Annotated in this window: 15 protein-coding genes; 11 read left to right on the top strand and 4 right to left on the bottom strand. The window is 64.5% G+C overall.

What is annotated here, in order from left to right; genetic code table 11:
* The first annotated feature begins 7 nt into the window (after nt 1–7).
* From ACP146_RS00205 to ACP146_RS00240, 8 genes are all read left to right on the top strand, one after another.
* On the top strand, nt 8–682 hold the full coding sequence (locus ACP146_RS00205; RefSeq protein WP_422364746.1) for an outer membrane protein: 675 nt from the start codon (nt 8–10) through the stop codon (nt 680–682).
* Between the two features lie 91 nt (nt 683–773).
* On the top strand, nt 774–1,937 hold the full coding sequence (gene zapE, locus ACP146_RS00210) for a cell division protein ZapE (protein ID WP_422364747.1): 1,164 nt from the start codon (nt 774–776) through the stop codon (nt 1,935–1,937).
* Nucleotides 1,938–2,119: 182 nt separating this feature from the next.
* A complete protein-coding gene (mdh, locus tag ACP146_RS00215; RefSeq protein WP_422364748.1) occupies nt 2,120–3,142 on the top strand; it encodes a malate dehydrogenase in 1,023 nt (340 codons plus the stop codon).
* A gap of 303 nt (nt 3,143–3,445) precedes the next feature.
* A complete protein-coding gene (gene sucC / locus ACP146_RS00220; RefSeq protein WP_422364749.1) occupies nt 3,446–4,642 on the top strand; it encodes an ADP-forming succinate--CoA ligase subunit beta in 1,197 nt (398 codons plus the stop codon).
* A gap of 1 nt (nt 4,643) precedes the next feature.
* Nucleotides 4,644–5,519, top strand: coding sequence for a succinate--CoA ligase subunit alpha (gene sucD, locus ACP146_RS00225; RefSeq protein ID WP_422364750.1), 876 nt, complete (start codon nt 4,644–4,646; stop codon nt 5,517–5,519).
* A 57-nt stretch (nt 5,520–5,576) separates the two neighbouring features.
* Complete coding sequence (locus ACP146_RS00230; RefSeq protein WP_422364751.1) at nt 5,577–8,480, top strand: 2-oxoglutarate dehydrogenase E1 component; 2,904 nt, start codon at nt 5,577–5,579, stop codon at nt 8,478–8,480.
* A 45-nt stretch (nt 8,481–8,525) separates the two neighbouring features.
* Complete coding sequence (gene odhB / locus ACP146_RS00235; RefSeq protein ID WP_422364752.1) at nt 8,526–10,220, top strand: 2-oxoglutarate dehydrogenase complex dihydrolipoyllysine-residue succinyltransferase; 1,695 nt, start codon at nt 8,526–8,528, stop codon at nt 10,218–10,220.
* A 9-nt stretch (nt 10,221–10,229) separates the two neighbouring features.
* Entirely contained in the window at nt 10,230–10,658 is a 429-nt protein-coding gene (locus tag ACP146_RS00240; protein ID WP_422364753.1) for a hypothetical protein, read from the top strand.
* 32 nt (nt 10,659–10,690) lie between these two features.
* Here the strand turns inward: ACP146_RS00240 and ACP146_RS00245 are convergent, their stop codons facing one another.
* Nucleotides 10,691–11,311, bottom strand: a complete 621-nt coding sequence (locus ACP146_RS00245) for a LysE family translocator (RefSeq protein ID WP_422369602.1) — start codon at nt 11,309–11,311, stop codon at nt 10,691–10,693.
* A 43-nt stretch (nt 11,312–11,354) separates the two neighbouring features.
* The gene (locus tag ACP146_RS00250; protein WP_422364754.1) at nt 11,355–12,473 is read right to left on the bottom strand and encodes a threonine aldolase family protein; all 1,119 of its coding nucleotides are present in this window, start codon (nt 12,471–12,473) and stop codon (nt 11,355–11,357) included.
* Between the two features lie 221 nt (nt 12,474–12,694).
* On the opposite strand from ACP146_RS00250, the gene lpdA reads away from it, so the two are divergent.
* Together lpdA and ACP146_RS00260 are read left to right on the top strand one after the other, a co-directional pair.
* Nucleotides 12,695–14,104, top strand: coding sequence for a dihydrolipoyl dehydrogenase (lpdA, locus tag ACP146_RS00255; RefSeq protein ID WP_422364755.1), 1,410 nt, complete (start codon nt 12,695–12,697; stop codon nt 14,102–14,104).
* A 174-nt stretch (nt 14,105–14,278) separates the two neighbouring features.
* Nucleotides 14,279–14,959 (top strand): LysE family translocator, encoded by a 681-nt coding sequence (locus tag ACP146_RS00260; RefSeq protein ID WP_422364756.1) that lies wholly within the window; start codon nt 14,279–14,281, stop codon nt 14,957–14,959.
* Here ACP146_RS00260 and ACP146_RS00265 read toward each other — a convergent pair.
* Nucleotides 14,956–15,897 (bottom strand): AraC family transcriptional regulator, encoded by a 942-nt coding sequence (locus tag ACP146_RS00265; RefSeq protein WP_422364757.1) that lies wholly within the window; start codon nt 15,895–15,897, stop codon nt 14,956–14,958. The two genes, ACP146_RS00260 and ACP146_RS00265, sit on opposite strands and share 4 nt — an antisense overlap.
* Before the next feature lie 104 nt (nt 15,898–16,001).
* Here ACP146_RS00265 and ACP146_RS00270 point away from each other — a divergent pair, with 104 nt between their 5' ends.
* Nucleotides 16,002–16,640 (top strand): LysE family translocator, encoded by a 639-nt coding sequence (locus ACP146_RS00270; RefSeq protein WP_422364758.1) that lies wholly within the window; start codon nt 16,002–16,004, stop codon nt 16,638–16,640.
* 11 nt (nt 16,641–16,651) lie between these two features.
* Here ACP146_RS00270 and ACP146_RS00275 read toward each other — a convergent pair whose 3' ends face one another.
* A complete protein-coding gene (locus ACP146_RS00275) occupies nt 16,652–17,326 on the bottom strand; it encodes an HAD family hydrolase (RefSeq protein WP_422364759.1) in 675 nt (224 codons plus the stop codon).
* Between the last annotated feature and the right edge of the window lie 119 nt (nt 17,327–17,445).

A 17,445-nucleotide genomic window follows, 5' to 3' on the forward strand; every position in this document is an offset into this window, starting at 1 on the left:
TCTTACGATGAAACGGCACGTGACGGCGCTGGCGATCAGCGTCATGGTCGCCGTGGCTGCGCCGGCTTTGGCGCAGGACGGCTCAAGCGGATTCTATGTCGGGATCCGCGGGATCGGGTCCGCCGCTCAGGTGGACGAGGTGAACAGCAGCGGTTTCGGTGGAGCGGAGACTGTCGAGAACGACGACGACAAAGTCGCCGGTGTCGGCGGTATCGTCGGTTACCGTTGGCAGGATTTACCCCTGCGCACTGAGATCGAAGGCAGCTATCGCTTCCGCTTCGACATGGATGTCCGCGATCAGGGCGCACCGGTCATCGACTACGAATCCAATGTTTCGACCACCTCGGTTCTGTTGAGCATCTTCCTCGAATGGCGCAACGAGTCAGACTTTACGCCTTTCGTTGGCGGCAGCGTCGGCTGGGCGCGCAACTCTGCCGCGAACGACCGGGTCACCCTCGGGACTGCCGCCCACGAGTCGGACGATACCGACAAGGACAATCTCGCCTGGGGTGCCATGGCCGGGGTCGACTGGTTGTTTCTGGACGACGTTTCCGCGCAGCTCGCCTATCGATTCATCAATCTGGGCGATGTCGATGCCGGCAGTTTCTCGGGCGGCGACAGCATCGATGCCGACAACTACACCTCTCATGAGATCCTGCTGTCCGTGAGCTATTGGTTCTAGTTTCTGTTCAGGACGTGATCGAGCCGGCCCGCTCCCGCTTCCGGCGGCTGCCCCTTTCCCCCTTGCCGGCTTTGCCGTAATTAACGGCTGCATGAGTAACAAAGCGGAAAACGATCCGGACGATCAGGCGCCGCCTCCGGCGGGGCCACTGGCGGTCTATCGCGCCCGGCGCCGCGAAGGGCATCTGCGCCATGACCCCGGTCAGCAGTTGGCGGCGGAGAAGCTGCAGTCCCTGCACAACGCCCTGCGTGGTTACGAACCGGCTGGCGGCATGGGGGGCTGGAAGGCGCGACTCGGTCTTGCCCGCCGCCGTGTCGAGCCGCCTTTGGGTCTCTACATCTTCGGCGGGGTCGGCACCGGCAAATCGATGCTGATGGACCTGTTCTTCGACGGGGCCCCGCTGGAGAAGAAGCGCCGCGTTCACTTCCACGCCTTCATGCAGGAGGTGCAAGAGCGCCTCCATGTCTGGCGCCAGGATGACGCCAATGCCGACAAGGCCGACCCCCTGCCGGTCATTGCCAGCGATCTGGCGGACGAGGCTTGGCTGCTCTGCTTCGACGAGTTTCATGTCGTCAATATTGCCGATGCGATGATTCTCGGCCGCCTGTTCGAGACTCTCTTCGAGCACGGCGTGGTGGTGGTCGCCACCTCCAACTGGCCGCCGGACCGTCTTTACGAAGGCGGGCTGCAGCGCGAACGCTTTCTGCCTTTCATCGAGGTGGTGAAGCAGCGTCTCGACGTGCTGGAACTGGACGGCGGCATCGACTACCGCCAGCAGCGCCTGAAGGACATCGCCACCTATCACGCGCCGCTCGGGGCCAAGGCGGAGGCTGCGCTCGACAAGGCCTTCGCCGAACTGACCGAAGGGGCGACGGCGGCGCCCGATTCCGTATTCTACAAGGGGCGGGAAATTCCGGTGCCTCTGGCGGCCCGCGGCGTGGCGCGGTTTTCCTTTGCCGACCTCTGCGAGCAGCCGCTGGGGCCAGGCGACTACCTGGCCATCGCCGGGCTCTATCATACCCTGGTGCTCTCCGGCGTGCCGCTGCTCTCGGCGGAGAACCGCAACGAGGCACGCCGCTTCATGACCTTGATCGACGCCCTCTACGAGCATCGGGTGAAGCTGGTCGTCGCCGCCGAAGCGCCGCCCGAAAGACTCTATCCGAGCGGCGACGGCGCCGTCGAATTCCAGCGCACCGTCAGCCGTCTTCAGGAGATGCGCTCGGCTGACTACGTCAGCGCTGCGCATATGACGTGATCGCGTTTGCGCAGCGATGATCAAGAGCCTGTGTTCGCGTCGCTACGGCACGCCCTGCGCCTTGCCCCGGCCTGCAAATCGCGCTAGGTAACCGGCACCTGCCGCTGCGCATCCAAAGAGCGATACAAGCGGCCGGCAGGACACCCAATCCGGGCAGCTCACATCGATCGAGGAATCACATCATGGCTCGCAACAAGATCGCGCTTGTCGGTGCCGGCAACATCGGCGGCACCCTCGCCCTACTCGCCGGCTTGAAGGAACTGGGCGATGTCGTCCTCTTCGACATCATCGACGGTGTTCCCCAGGGCAAGGCGCTCGATCTGGTCGAGTCCTCCCCGGTCGAAGGCTTCGACGCCAAATTCGTCGGCTCCAGCAAGTACTCGGCCCTCAAGGGCGCCGATGTGGTCATCGTCACCGCCGGGGTCGCCCGCAAGCCGGGCATGAGCCGCGACGACCTGCTGGACATCAACACCAAGGTCATGACGGCGGTGGGCGAGGGCATCAGGAAGAACTGCCCCAAGGCTTTCGTGATCTGCATCACCAATCCGCTGGATGCCATGGTCTGGGTGCTGCAGCAGGCCAGCGGCCTGCCCGCCCATCAGGTGGTCGGCATGGCTGGCGTGCTCGATTCGGCGCGCTTCCGTTACTTTCTTGCTGAGGAAATGAGCGTCTCGGTTGAAGATGTCTCCGCTTTCGTACTCGGCGGCCACGGCGACACCATGGTGCCCATGGTGCGCTACTCCACCGTCGCCGGCATCCCGCTGCCCGATCTCATCAAGATGGGCTGGCTGACCAAGGAGCGCCTCGACAAGATCGTCCAGCGCACCCGCGACGGCGGCGCCGAGATCGTCGGCCTGCTGAAGACCGGCTCGGCCTTCTACGCGCCGGCCTCTTCGGCGATCTCCATGGCCGAGTCCTATCTGAAGGACAAGAAGCGGGTGCTGCCCTGTGCCGCCTATCTCTCCGGCCAGTATGGCATCAAGGGCCTCTATGTAGGGGTTCCCTGCGTCATCGGCGCCAAGGGCGTGGAGCGCATCGTCGAGCTCAGCCTCAGCAAGTCCGAGCAGTCCATGCTGAACAAGTCGGTCAAGGCGGTGAGCGGGCTGGTCGATGTCTGCAAGGGCATGATGAAGGCGGGCGCGAAGAAAGCCCCGGCTAAGAAGACTGCGGCGAAAAAGGGTGCGGCCAAGAAGGCCAGGGCCTGAGCCCCAGAGTGTTCATGGGCGTGTTCTCGGGCGTGTTCTTGCCGCGGCGCGCTGTTGAAACCACCCTCGGCGGCGGTCGCGAAAGCGGTGCCTTCGGCGGATTTCTGCCGGTTGCGCTGCTCCGCCGGGGTGTTAAGGTAGCACGGAAAGCGGCACGAAAGGCCGTGTCTCGGTGACTTCGACGGGGGGCGTCGGGGTGCGGGCAGGCACGGCGGCTGGGACGACAACGATGCTAGAAATCAAAGCACGGCAAGCCGGCTCCAGCTGTCTGATCTCCTCAATCCACACTGAAGCGGCAGGTCCATGAATATTCATGAGTATCAGGCCAAGGCACTCTTGGCGAAGTTCGGCGTTGCGGTTCCCAGGGGCGGAGTCGCCTATACGCCGGAAGAGGCGGAAAACGCGGCCCGCGAACTGGGCGGTCCCGTCTATGTCGTGAAATCGCAGATCCATGCCGGTGGCCGCGGCGCCGGACGCTTCAAGGACGACCCCGAGGGCCAGGGTGGCGTGCGGGTTTGCAAGTCGCTGGACGAGGTCAAGGAAAACGCCCGCAAGATGCTGGGGCACATCCTGGTGACCAAGCAGTCCGGCGCGGCGGGCAAAGAGGTCAAGCGCCTCTACATCGAAGACGGCTGCGACATCGCGCGGGAGCTTTACCTCGGCATGCTGATCGACCGGGCCACCAGCCGTATCACCATTATGGCCTCCACCGAGGGCGGCATGGAAATCGAAGAGGTCGCCGCCGCCACCCCGGAGAAGATCCTGAAGCTGGCCATCGATCCGGCCGAGGGCTACATGCCCTACCACGGGCGCCAGATTGCCTTCGGTCTGGGCCTTGAGGGCAAGCAGGTCAATGCCGCGGTGAAGTTTATCGGGGCCATGTACAAGGCCTTCTTGGCGCTCGATGCCTCCATCGTCGAGATCAACCCCCTGGTGGTGACCGGCGGCGGCGAGGTGATGGCGCTGGATGCCAAGATGAACTTCGACGACAACGCCCTGTTCCGCCACAAGGACGTGGCCGACATGCGCGACGAAGACGAAGAAGACGCCATGGAGTTGGAGGCGGCGCGCCACGAGCTGAATTACATCAAGCTCGACGGCCAGGTCGGCTGCATGGTGAACGGCGCCGGGCTCGCCATGGCGACCATGGACATCATCAAGCTCTACGGCAGCGAACCGGCGAACTTTCTCGACGTCGGCGGCGGCGCCACCAAAGAGCGGGTAACCGCGGCCTTCAAGATCATTCTCTCCGACAAGAACGTCGAAGGCATCCTGGTGAACATCTTCGGCGGCATCATGCGCTGCGACGTCATCGCCGAGGGGGTGGTGGCCGCGGCCCGCGAGGTGGAACTGCGTGTTCCCCTTGTCGTGCGCCTGGAGGGCACCAACGTGGAACTGGGTAAGAAGATCCTGGCCGACTCCGGTCTGCCGATCGTCTCGGCGGACAATCTGGCCGATGCCGCCGAGAAGGTGGTGAAGGCCGTGAAGGAGGCAGCATAAAATGGCGGTCCTGGTCGACAGCAACACCAAGGTCATCTGTCAGGGCTTCACCGGCGCCCAGGGGACTTTCCATTCCGAACAGGCGCTGGCCTACGGCACCAAGATGGTCGGCGGCGTCACGCCCGGTAAGGGCGGTGGCAGCCATCTCGACCTGCCGATCTTCAATACGGTGGCCGAAGCGGTCGAGAAGACCGGCGCCACGGCTTCGGTGATTTATGTCCCGCCGCCCTTCGCGGCGGATGCGATCCTGGAGGCGATCGATGCCGAGGTCGATCTGATCGTCTGCATCACCGAAGGCATCCCGGTTCTGGACATGGTGCGCGTCAAACGCGTTTTAGCCGACTCCAAATCGCGCCTGATCGGCCCCAACTGCCCGGGTATCATCACCCCGGAAGAGTGCAAGATCGGCATCATGCCGGGCCATATCCATGCCGCCGGCAAGATCGGCGTGGTCTCGCGCTCCGGCACCCTGACCTACGAGGCCGTGGCCCAGACCACCGCGGCGGGCCTGGGGCAGACGACCTGCATCGGCATTGGCGGCGACCCGGTGAACGGCACCAACTTCATCGACTGCCTGGAGCTGTTCCTGGAGGACCCCAAGACCGAGGGGATTATCATGATCGGCGAGATCGGCGGCAGCGCCGAGGAAGACGCCGCAGATTTTTTCAAGGCGTCAAAGATAAAGAAACCTATCTGTGGTTTCATCGCCGGAGTGACAGCGCCGCCGGGCCGCCGCATGGGCCATGCCGGTGCGATCATTGCCGGTGGTAAAGGCGGTGCGGACGACAAGATCGAAGCACTGAAATCGGCTGGTTTTCTGGTCGCGGATTCGCCGGCCAGTCTGGGTTCGACAATGCTGCAGGCCATGGCGGGCTAGCGGCACAGAAAGGAAGGCGGCCTGGCTTGGTTTCGCCCCGGCCGGGCCGGGAGAGACATGACCATCCATTCCCCGTCTCAAGCTGCTGTCCTCGCGGATCTCTACCGCCGGTTCAATGAATCGCCAGGGTCTGTCGATCCGCAATGGCAGGCCTTCTTCGGCGACCTCGACCCAGAGGCGAAAGCGGTCATCGAAAAGCTGAACGGCGCCGCCGCCAATGGCACCGGGCCGGCCGCAGCGGCGGTGACGGCCGCTGCCGGATCGGTGGACGTCGGCGATGCCGGTGTGCGCGCCGCCACCCTGGATTCGATCCGCGCCCTGATGCTGATCCGGGCCTACCGGGTACGCGGCCATCTGGAGGCCGAACTCGACCCCCTCGGCCTGAAGGCGCGGGAGCCGCATCCCGAACTCGACCCCAAGAGCTACGGCTTCACCGAAGAGGACATGGACCGGCCGATCTTCATCGACAACGTGCTGGGCCTGGAAACCGCCAGCCTGCGCAAGATTGTCGAGGTGGTGCGGGCGACCTATTGCGGGACCATCGGCGTCGAATTCATGCACATCCAGGATCCGGCGCAGAAGGCCTGGATCCAGGAGCGCATCGAATCGATCCGCAACCAGCCCGACTTCACTGTGAACGGCAAGCGCGCGATTCTGGAGCGCCTGACCGCGGCGGAGACTTTCGAGCAGTTCCTCAACAAGAAATACACCGGTACCAAGCGCTTCGGCCTCGACGGCGGCGAATCCATGATCCCGGCGTTGGAGCAGATCCTGAAGCGCGGCGGCCAGCTCGGCCTCAAAGAGGTCGTCATCGGCATGCCCCACCGCGGGCGCCTGAACGTGCTGGCGAACTTCATGGGCAAGCCCTTTTCGGCGATCTTCTCGGAGTTCGAGGGCGGTGCCGCCCATCCAGAAGACGTCGGCGGTTCGGGCGATGTGAAGTATCACCTCGGCACCTCCTCGGACCGGGAGTTCGACGGCAACGTCATCCACCTTTCCCTGACCGCCAACCCCTCGCACCTGGAAGCGGTCAATCCGGTGGTGGTCGGCAAGGTCCGCGCCAAGCAGGAGCAGGGCAAGTACAAGGACCGGACCGAGGTCATGGCGCTGCTGATGCACGGCGATGCGGCCTTCGCCGGGCAGGGTCTGGTGCCGGAAACCCTGGATCTCTCCGAGCTGAAGGGCTACCGCATCGGCGGCACCATCCACTTCATCGTCAACAACCAGATCGGTTTCACCACCAATCCGGTGAACTCGCGCTCCGGGCCCTACTGCTCGGACGTGGCCAAGATCATCCAGGCGCCGATCTTCCATGTGAACGGCGACGATCCGGAGGCGGTGACCCATGTCGCGCGCATCGCGACGGAGTTCCGCCAGACGTTCAACAAGGACGTCATCATCGACATGTTCTGCTATCGCCGCCACGGCCATAACGAAGGCGATGAGCCCGCCTTCACCCAGCCGCTGATGTACAAGGCGATCGCCAAGCATGCGACCACCCGCCAGGTCTACGGCGAGAAATTGGTGTCGCAGAGCACCTTTACCCAGGAGGAAGTCGACGGCCTGGTCCAGCAGTGGACCGACCGACTGGAGCAGGATTTCCAGGCGGCCAAGAGCTACAAGCCCAACAAGGCGGACTGGCTGGAAGGAGCCTGGTCCGGTCTGGACGCGGCGCGCGGCTACGATCCGCGGCGCGGCAAGACGGCCGTTGGGATGGAGACTCTGAAAGAGGTCGCTTTGGCCCTGACCAAAGTGCCGGTCGACTTCAAGCTCAACCGCAAGATCGCCCGCCAGCTCGACGCCAAGCGCAAGATGGTCGAAAGCGGCGAGGGAATCGACTGGGCGACCGCCGAGGCGATGGCATTCGGGACGTTGTTGATCGAAGGTCATCCGGTGCGCCTCTCGGGCCAGGACAGCAACCGTGGGACCTTCTCCCAACGTCATGCCGCTTTCATCGATCAGGAAACCGAGGCGACCTACAAGCCGCTCAGCCACATCCGTGAGGAGCAGGCACGCCTGGAAATCGTCGATTCGCCGCTGAGCGAACTGGCGGTGCTCGGCTTCGAGTACGGTTTCTCCCTGGCTGAGCCGCGGGCCCTGGTGATGTGGGAGGCACAGTTCGGCGACTTCGTGAACGGCGCGCAGATCATCATCGATCAGTTCATCGCCTCGGGCGAATCCAAGTGGCTGCGCATGTCCGGCGTGGTGATGCTGCTGCCGCACGGCTATGAGGGCCAGGGGCCGGAGCACTCCTCGGCCCGGATCGAACGCTTCCTGCAGCTCTGCGGGGAAGACAACCTGCAGGTCGTGAACTGCACGACGCCGGCCAACTATTTCCACGTGCTGCGGCGCCAGCTTCACCGCGAGTTCCGCAAGCCGCTGATCGTCTTCACCCCGAAGTCGTTGCTGCGCCACAAGCGTTGCGTTTCCAAGCTCGACGATTTCGGGCCGGAGAGCTGCTTCCACCGTGTGCTCTACGATGACGATCTGCCGAGCGAGAAAAAGGATGCCAAGCAGGTGGTGATCTGCTCCGGCAAGGTCTACTACGACCTTCTGGAAGAGCGGGAGAAACGCGGCATCAAGGATGTTCATTTCCTGCGCCTGGAGCAGCTCTACCCCTTCCCCGCCGACGGCCTGATGCAGGAACTGGAGCCTTACAAGCACTGTGATCTGGTCTGGTGCCAGGAAGAGCCGCGCAACATGGGCCCCTGGGCTTTCGTTTCCACCTTCATCGAAGAGGTGGCCGAAGAGATCGGTTTCAAGGCGCCCCGGCCGCGCTATGCCGGGCGGCAGTCGGCGGCCTCGCCGGCCACCGGGTCGCACAAGCGCCATGTCAATGAGCAGGCGGCTTTGATCGACGACGCCCTGACCCTCGGCAAGAAGGCCGTGGGACGTATCCAGTCGCGCAAGGCCGCGATGGCGGAACGGGAAAAGAAAAGCAAAGGCCAGGCCGCGGAATAGCACCGGCGGACTTCGGCTTCGTGCCAGAGGATGAGTGAGACGGATATGCCGACAGATATCGTAGTGCCCACCCTGGGCGAATCGGTCAGCGAAGCAACGGTGGCCCAGTGGCTGAAGAAGCCCGGCGAAGCCGTTGCCGTGGACGAGCCGCTGGTCGAGCTTGAAACCGACAAGGTGACCCTGGAGGTCAACGCAACGGCAGCCGGGGTGCTGTCCGAGGTGGTTGCCGGTGAAGGCGACAACGTCGAAGTCGGCGCGCTTCTGGGCCGCATCGGCGAGGGGGAAGGCGTTGCCGCTGCACCGCCGCCGGCGGCGGCCGAGAAGGCGAGTCCCGAACCCGCCGCGCCTGAGCCCGCACCGGCTGCGGCGCCGTCGGGCAACGGCAAGGCCATGGACCTCGTCGTCCCTGTGCTGGGCGAATCGGTCACCGAGGCGACGGTGGCGCAATGGCTGAAGAAGGCCGGTGAGGCCGTGGCAGCGGACGAGCCCCTGGTCGAACTTGAAACCGACAAGGTGACCCTTGAGGTCAATGCGCCCTCTGCCGGTGCGCTGCAGTCGATCGCCGCCGAAGAAGGCGCGACCGTCGAAGTCGGTGCCCTGCTGGGCGTTTTCGCTGCCGGTGCCGGGGGCGATGCCGGTGCGGCTGCCCCCGCAACTGCGGCGCCCGCGCCCCAGGCAACTGCGTCAGCGCCCGCTGCGGCGGAAGCGCCGGCGGCACCGGTGGCGTCTGAACCGTCCGGCGGCGGCATCAGCCTGGACCCCGCCGCGGTGACGCGCAGCGGCGGCAAGATCACCAAGGCCGACCTCGAAGCCTTCTTGGCGGACTCCGCCGGCGGCGCTCTGGGCCCGGCGGTCCGCAAGCTGGTCGAAGAAAACAAGCTCGACCCGGCGGTGATCCCGGCCAGCGGCAAGGACGGCCGCCTGACCAAGGAAGACGTGATCGACTTCCTGGAGGGCAAGACCCAGGCCATTCCGGGTCCGGTCTCGGCGCCGGCTGCAACTCCGGCAGCGGCGCCCGCGCAGGCCCCCGCGGCGGCCGGGCCGCGCGAGGAGCGGGTGCGCATGCCCAAGCTGCGCCAGACCATCGCCCGGCGCCTGAAGGAAGCCCAGAACACCGCGGCCATGCTGACCACCTTCAACGAGGCGGACATGTCGGCGGTCATGGCCTTGCGCGCGCAGTACAAGGACAGCTTTGAAAAGAAGCACGGCGTGAAGCTCGGCTTTTCATCTTTCTTCACCAAGGCCTGCGTGGCCGCCCTGCAGGAACTGCCGGCGGTGAACGCGCGCATCGAAGGCGATGAGATCGTCTACAACAAGTTCTACGACATCGGCATGGCGGTTTCGACGCCCAACGGCCTGATGGTTCCGGTGATGCGGGACTGCGACAAGCTGGGTTTTGCTGAGATCGAGAAGTCTCTCGGCGAACTGGCGGCCAAGGGCCGCGACGGCAAGCTGGGCATGGACGAGATGACCGGCGGCACCTTCACCATCACCAACGGCGGGGTCTTCGGGTCGATGATGTCGACACCGATCCTCAACATGCCGCAGTCGGCGATTCTCGGCCTGCACAAGATCCAGCAGCGGCCGATGGCGGTCGACGGCAAGGTGGAGATCCGCCCGATGATGTACCTGGCGCTGTCTTACGACCACCGCATCATCGACGGGCGCGAGGCGGTCACCTTCCTGGTGCGGGTCAAGGAAGCCATTGAAGACCCGCAGCGCTTGCTGATCGGGATGTAATGCCGGGGCATGAGCAATGGTGACGACAACGAAGGGCTTTCCGGCTTTGCAGACCGGCGTCTCAAGCGCCTTCTGGACCGCCATGGCGAGGCCGACTACGAGCTCGACCTGACGGGCCTGGACCTGGCCCACGCCGTCGGCTCGGTCGACCGCATGGTGGAACGTCAGCGGTTTCGGGATGTCGGGCGCTCGGTCCTCATCCGGATCGATCCGGCGACGCCCGACAGCGGGGAAACCCTGTTCGGCACCCTTGGGCGGCATCTGCTGGACCTGAAGCGGCGCGGTTTGATCGCCACGCTGGCACCCCTCGATCCGGCGCGCGGCGCCGGTTTCAATCTTACGCTGCCGGCCGGCAAGGAAAGCCCGTCAGACCCTGCTGCGGAAGGCGAGACCTTGGCCGACCTGGCGCCCGGGGACGACGAGGACCCGCCGGGTTAACCGGCGGCCGCTTTGCCGTTATGTCCCTGATCTCAGTTCCGTTCGGGACGCAAGAGAAGTAACCCGGCCCCTATCAGCAGGCCGCCGGTGAGGCGATTCTTCCAGAGCTGTATCTTCGGGTTGACGACCAAAGCAGCAAGCCTGTGGCCGGCCAGGGCATAGAGTGCCAAAGCGGCCATGAAGAGTGTCAGATAGCTGCCGCCCAGTAGAAGGAAAGTACCGCTGCCGCCGGCGGGTGCAAACTGCGGCAGAAAGGCGAAGTAAAAAAGCAGACCCTTCGGGTTGGTAACCGATGTCAGAAAGGCTTGCGATACGAGCGCGCGATGGCGCAAAGCCTGTATCGACTGCGCCTGGTTTCCAACAGCGGGGGCAGTGGTTCCGAGGCCTCGCCAATAGGCGATTCCAAGCCAGATCAGATAGGCTGCGCCGATCCAGCGCAGAAGCATGAAGCCGGTTTGGGAGGCGAGGAGTACAGCCGAGAGTCCGAGAACCGTGACTACAATAAGCAACAAGTTGCCGAGCAGAGCGCCCGCCATAAGGCTCAAGGGTCGGCGGCGATCGCCGCTGAGGGCGTGAGACAGGACCAGCAGCGTCGAGGGACCCGGCGCCAGGGCCAGAACTGCCGCTGTCAGCAAAAAGAGGCTGAAATCCACTGCGCCCAACTCTATTGCTCCCGGCGCCCGACCGGCTGAGTCATCATGCGACCTTTTCGGCTGCGTTCCTTCGGGCGAGCGCCCGCTGCAGGGCAACGACACCCTCGACGATCTCCGCATCGCTCAACGCCATGGCGCCTTCGCGCACGGTGATCTCGAAGAGCCCTCTGCCGTCATAGGGCGATATCAGCGTGGCGTTGAACAGCCAGAGGCCGCTTTCCTCCGCAACGTCCAGAGCCGCTTCCATCAGGTCGGCGCCGCCGGTCTCCAGGCTGACCAGAAGGGCGTTGGCCTGGGGCGGATCTGGTGTCACCCATACCCCGGGCAGGACTGACAGCCCGCGAGCGATGGCTTTGGCTTTCTCGTGATAGGCTGTCATGCGCGGCAGGCGTTTTTCCAGGCCTTTCATGGCTGCAGCAACATAGGGAAAAAGGTGGATCAACTGTCCGCCGCAGCGCTGCCGCCAGAGCCTTACCTCAGCCACCACGTCTTCGGGGCCGGCCAGGGCGCCGCCGGCGAGCCCGCCGAGTCCTTTGTAGAAAGACACGTAAAGCGAATCGAAGGGGGCGGCGATCTCCGCCGGGCTGCGGCCGTAAAAAGGCTGACTCTCCCAGATTCTTGCCGCATCGGCGTGAAGGGCGACACCCTTGTCCCTGGCCATGGCGGCGAAGCCTTCGATATCGGACCAGGGATGCAGGCGGCAGCCGAAGCGCCGCAGGGGCAGTTCCAGGGCGACGGCCCCAAGGGGTTCGACAATAGCGTCCAGATCGGCCGGCACCGCCAGGCGATCCGGTTCTCCCATGGCCGCTGCCTGCAGGCCGAAGACGCTTTGATAGGCTTCCGCTTCCTCGGCGAAAATGTGGCTCTGTCGATGCAGGGCGATGGTCGGGCAGCCTTGCCGGTCGGCCCAGACCCGCAGGGCGGCGTTCTGCAGCATCTTGCCGCTGGGTCCGAAGACGGCGGCGGGCTTGCCCAGAATCTCGGCGATGCGCGCCTCGAAATCCTCGATCAGTTGGCCCGACCCATAGAAATCGGCTTCGGTCTCTTCCGGCAGGAAGGCCGCCAAGTCGGCCAAAGCCCGGCTGGGACTGAGCGGCGGGTCATGGGAGAGGAAACGGTCGCAGGAACGGCGCAGGCTTTCCTTGTCGCGGAGGGCGTCCATACATACTTCCCAGGGTGCGGGTTTGGTTGAACAGGAATTCCCAGGTTAGCCGATCTTCCGGCCCGCGGCGAGTTGCCGCGCTGATTAGGGTATTCGGAAATGGATCATGCCTTTACGGCGCGGCTGCCTTACCCGCTGTGCGCTTGTCCGCCCCGGCGCGATGCGGCAAGGTGGCGGGAATTGATACCTTGTTTACGTCACGCCGAGGGAAGTGAAAGACCATGAGCGACAAGCAGTACGATCTGGTGGTTATCGGTGGTGGGCCCGGCGGCTACGTGGCGGCGATCCGCGCCGCGCAGTTGGGCATGACGACGGCCTGTGTGGAGGGGCGCGGCAGCCTCGGCGGCACCTGCCTGAACATCGGCTGCATTCCCTCCAAGGCGCTGCTGCAATCTTCCGAAAAATTCGCCGATGCGACCAAGCATTTCGCCGAGCACGGCATCAAGGTCGATGGCGTGGCGCTCGACCTGCCGGCGATGATGGGCCGCAAGGACAAGGTGGTGAAGAACCTGACCGGCGGTATCGAGTTTCTGTTCAAGAAAAACAAGGTCGACTACATCAAGGGCTGGGGCTCCATCCCCGCTGCCGGTTCGGTGAAGGTCGCCCTGGCCGATGGTGGCGAAAAGGTGCTGCAGACCAAGTCGATCCTCATCGCCACGGGGTCCGAATCGACGCCTTTGCCGGGCGTCGAAACCGACGAGAAACAGGTCGTCACCTCGACCGGCGCGCTGTCGCTCGACAAGGTGCCGGAGCATCTGGTGGTGATCGGCGCCGGGGTGATCGGGCTGGAAATGGGCTCCGTCTGGTCGCGGCTCGGCGCCAAGGTGACCGTGGTTGAATTCCTCGACCGCATTCTGCCGGGCATGGACGCGGAAATCGCCAAGCAGACCCAGCGCGTGCTCACCAAGCAGGGTCTGAAGTTCAAGCTGGGCACCAAGGTGACCGGCGCGGCGAACGGCAAGTCCGGTGTCAAGTTGACCCTCGAACCCGCCAAGGGCGGCGATGCCGAGGAAATGGAGGCCGCTGTTGTGCTGGTCGCCATCGGCCGGCGGCCCTTCACCGAAGGCCTGGGCCTGAAGGAACTGGGGGTCGCTATGGACAACCGCGGCTTCATCCAGGTCGACGGGCACTATCAGACCTCGGTGCCGGGTATCTATGCCATCGGCGACTGCGTGCCGGGCCCGATGCTGGCCCACAAGGCCGAAGAAGACGGCGTCGTCGCGGTGGAGCGCATGGCCGGCCAGTCCAGCCATGTCGACTACAACATGGTCCCCGGCGTGGTCTACACCTGGCCGGAGGTCGCCGGCGTCGGCAAGACCGAGGAGCAGTTGAAGGAGGAAGGGGTCGACTACCGGGTCGGCAAGTTCCCCTTTACCGCCAACAGCCGCGCCCAGGCCGTGGGCGATACGGACGGCGTGGTGAAGGTGCTGGCGGACAAGCGCACCGACAAGGTGCTGGGTGTCCACATCCTGGGGCCGCTGGCCGGCGATATTCTCGCCGAGGCGGTGACGGTGATGGAATTCGGCGGCTCGGCCGAGGACATCGCCCGCACCTGTCACTCCCATCCGGGCATGGGCGAGGCGGTGAAGGAAGCCGCCCTGGCCGTCGACGGCCGCGCTATTCACATCTAGAGCATGTTCCCAGGCAAGACTGTCGGGCTTCCGGTCTGCCGGGTGGCTGGTCGGACGCGCTTGGGCTGAAGCGCTGACTTTCGACACGGACCGAGGGAAATCGGTTACAAGGGACCAGCTTAGGGGTGGGCCTCAGCGTTCAAGTTGACGTGTCCTTGTCTTCTGGTGTGCCCCATGACCCTTGACCTCTTCCTCGCCTTTGCCGTTTTTGCCTTCAAGGCTTCCCTGTCGCCCGGCCCCAGCAGCTTCATCTTGCTGGCTTCCGGCGCCACTTTCGGCCTCCGGCAGTCGCTGCCCTTGCTTCTCGGCATCAGCCTTGGCTACGTGCTCATGATTCTGGTGGCCGGTCTGGCCTTTGAGCCGTTCATGAGCGCGCCGCCGGCACTCTTTATGGTCTCCAAGGTGGTTTTCGCGCTTTGGGCCCTTTGGCTTGCCTGGAAGATTGCGCGTCGCCCGCCGCCGGCTGACGAGAGACCGGCCCAGGAGAGACCGGCCCAGGAGAGACCGGCCCAGGAGATGCCGGCCCAGAAGACATCGGCAGGGCAAAGGCTGTTGTCTTTTCCGCAGGCCCTGGCCTTTCAGGTAATCAATCCTGCGAGCTGGTTCGTCGCTTTCGCCAGCATGGTTTCCTTCACCTCGGCCGTGTCCTCGGACGCGGGCTTCGTTTCCCTGGTCCTGATGCTGGCGGCGATCTTCGCTGTGATAAACCTGCCGAGCATCGGGCTCTACGCCCTGCTGGGTCAGGTGCTGCACCGCCTGTTCCCAGACCCGAAGAAGTTGCGGATCCTCAACGTCGTCGCGGCGGTGTTGCTGGTGCTGTCGATCGCGCCGCTTGTTCTGGGCGCGGTGTTTTAGGACTGCCGCGCGCTGCGGCGGAACGCGCCGGGGCCAATGCCGAAGGCGGCCTTGTAGCGCCGCGTGAACGACGGCAGAGAGGCATAGCCGCAGCGCGCGGCGATCTCGGCTGTGGCCAGATCGCTGTTGCGCAGAAGCTGGCGCGCCTTCATCAAGCGCCAGGTTGTCAGATAGGCGATGGGTGCCTGGCCAACCTGGCTGTTGAATCGCTCGGCAAAGCGGGCCCGCGACATGCCGGCGACTTTCGCAAGACCAGTGACGGTCCAGGACCGCTGCGGTTGGTTGTGGATGGCGCGCAGCGCCGCGGCCAGGTGCCGATCCGCCAGCGCCGTCATGTAGTCAGGCACCCCCTCTTCATTGCCGGGCTGATTCTGCCGCAGCGTCTGGATGAGAAGAATTTCCAGCAGGCGGCCAAGGATTCCCTGCATACCCTGCTCCGCCAGTTCGGTCTCCAGGGCCAGCAGGCGCAGGGCGGCCAGGGTCCAGGGTTGCGCGCCCAGATCCTGGGCCCGCAGGACGATCATGCCCGGCAGGCAGGCCAGCAGTGGATGGTCGATCGCTGCGTCGAGCCGGCAGAAGCCGCAGAGCAACTCGGCGCGCCCCTCACCGGTGCCGTAGCGCAGGGTTCCGCTGTCATCCAGCGGCACCCCGTCCATCACTGCCGCAAGCGGCTGCGGGTCGCGGCCCGGCCTGTCGGCGAGAACGTGTGCGGTGCCATTGGGCAGCAGCGCCAGGTCGCCCTCGTGGAGTTGCAGGGCGGTTGCTTCCGCTTCGTCGCCCACCCAGCAGCTTCCCCGGCGCAGGAAATGGAGACGCACGCAGGCAGGCTCCGCCGGTACCGTCACTGCAAAGGCGCCGGCGAGATCGGCGCGGAAGTAGAGCCCGCCGCGCAGCTGGAGGGTGGAAAATACATCACTTAGGACGTCTTGATGATCCATAGATCCGGATTTCTGGACGTTTGAATAAGAAAACGCGACAGAACATCAAATACAGAGAGGGTTATAAGGGTCAAGCTCCCGGCTCCTCAATCACGGAGCGCCTGATGACCCCTGACCTTTTTTTCGCGCTGATCGGCTTTGCCTTTGCCACCTCGGTGACCCCCGGGCCGAGCAATTTCCTGCTTCTGGCGTCCGGTGCGAACTTTGGATTCCGCCGATCCCTGCCCCTGGCCCTGGGCATCAACCTTGGGTTCCTCAGTATGATCCTGGTGGTCGGCCTGGGTTTGGGACAGGTCCTGCGGGACCATCCCGCCGTTTACTCCGTCCTGAAGATCGTTGCTGCCGGCTATGTGCTTTGGCTGGCCTGGAAGGTGGCCGGAAGCGCGGCACCGGAGGGAGAGCCGTCGACTTCGGCAAGCCGGCCGGTATCTTTTCTGCAGGCCGCGTTCCTGCAGTGGGTCAACCCGAAAGCCTGGGCGGTGGCGCTGATCGTGACGGTTTCCTATACCGCAGCAGAGCCTTCCGGCGGCAATGCCGTCGCCGCCTTGGCGCTGCTGATCGCCGTGTTCGGGGCGGTGAACCTGCCGAGCATCAGCCTTTGGGCGATATCGGGCATGGCCCTTCGCCGCCTGCTCGGCGACCCTCTTAAACTGCGGGTCTTCAATTTCGCCATGGCGTTTTTGCTTGTGGCCTCCATGGTGCCTGTTCTGCTGGCAGCCACGTCCTGGCCGGCGGCTTTTTAGTCTGCGGACAATTAACCGGCGGGTTCGGCCAGCCTTTCATCGATGCCCAGCAGGCCCGGCAGTTGCGCCATGTCGGTGAAGGTCTGGCCGCCGGCGGCGACGAGGGCATCTTCGTCGGTCTCGGCGGCATAGGCGAGCACGCGCATGCCCGCCGCCATGCCGGCCGTTGTGCCCAGAAGGCTGTCTTCGACGACAGCGCAGTTCTGTGGCATCTGGCCCATCTGCTCGGCAGCATAGAGGAAGATGTCAGGGTGCGGCTTGCCGCGGGCCACCATGCTGGCGGAAAAGATACTGTCGCCGAAGTAGCGGCGCAGGTCCGTCAGCCCGAGGGTCAGCTCCATCTTGTCGAGACTGCCGGAGGAGGCCACGCAGATCGGCGTGCCGTTCTGCTGGATCTTTTCGATGGCGGCGGCGACGCCGGAGATTGCCTGCAGGCCCTCCCGGAAGGCGGCGTTGCGCCGGGTCTCGAAGTCGGTCTTCCAGCTCGCCGGCAGCGGTTTGCCGAGCCATTCCTCCACCGTATCGACGACACGCTGAAGGGTGCCGCCGACAAAGCGGGCGCGGCAATCCTCAAGGGTAATGGGGATGCCGGTGGCGGTGATGGTCTCTGCCATGATTCGATTGGCAATGGTCTCGCTGTCGACGAGCACGCCGTCGCAGTCGAAGATAACAAGTGCGGGGGTCATGAGCCCGACTATAGCCGGGCCGCCCTCTGATGCCGATCATTTTGTCAGCAAGGCGCTGGGATTTTTGCGGTTTTGGCGCCTATCTGCCCGTCCGGGCCCGATTGCTTGAACTATCTGCA

Source organism: Pelagibius sp., assembly GCF_965249265.1.
Lineage (GTDB): Bacteria > Pseudomonadota > Alphaproteobacteria > Kiloniellales > Kiloniellaceae > Pelagibius.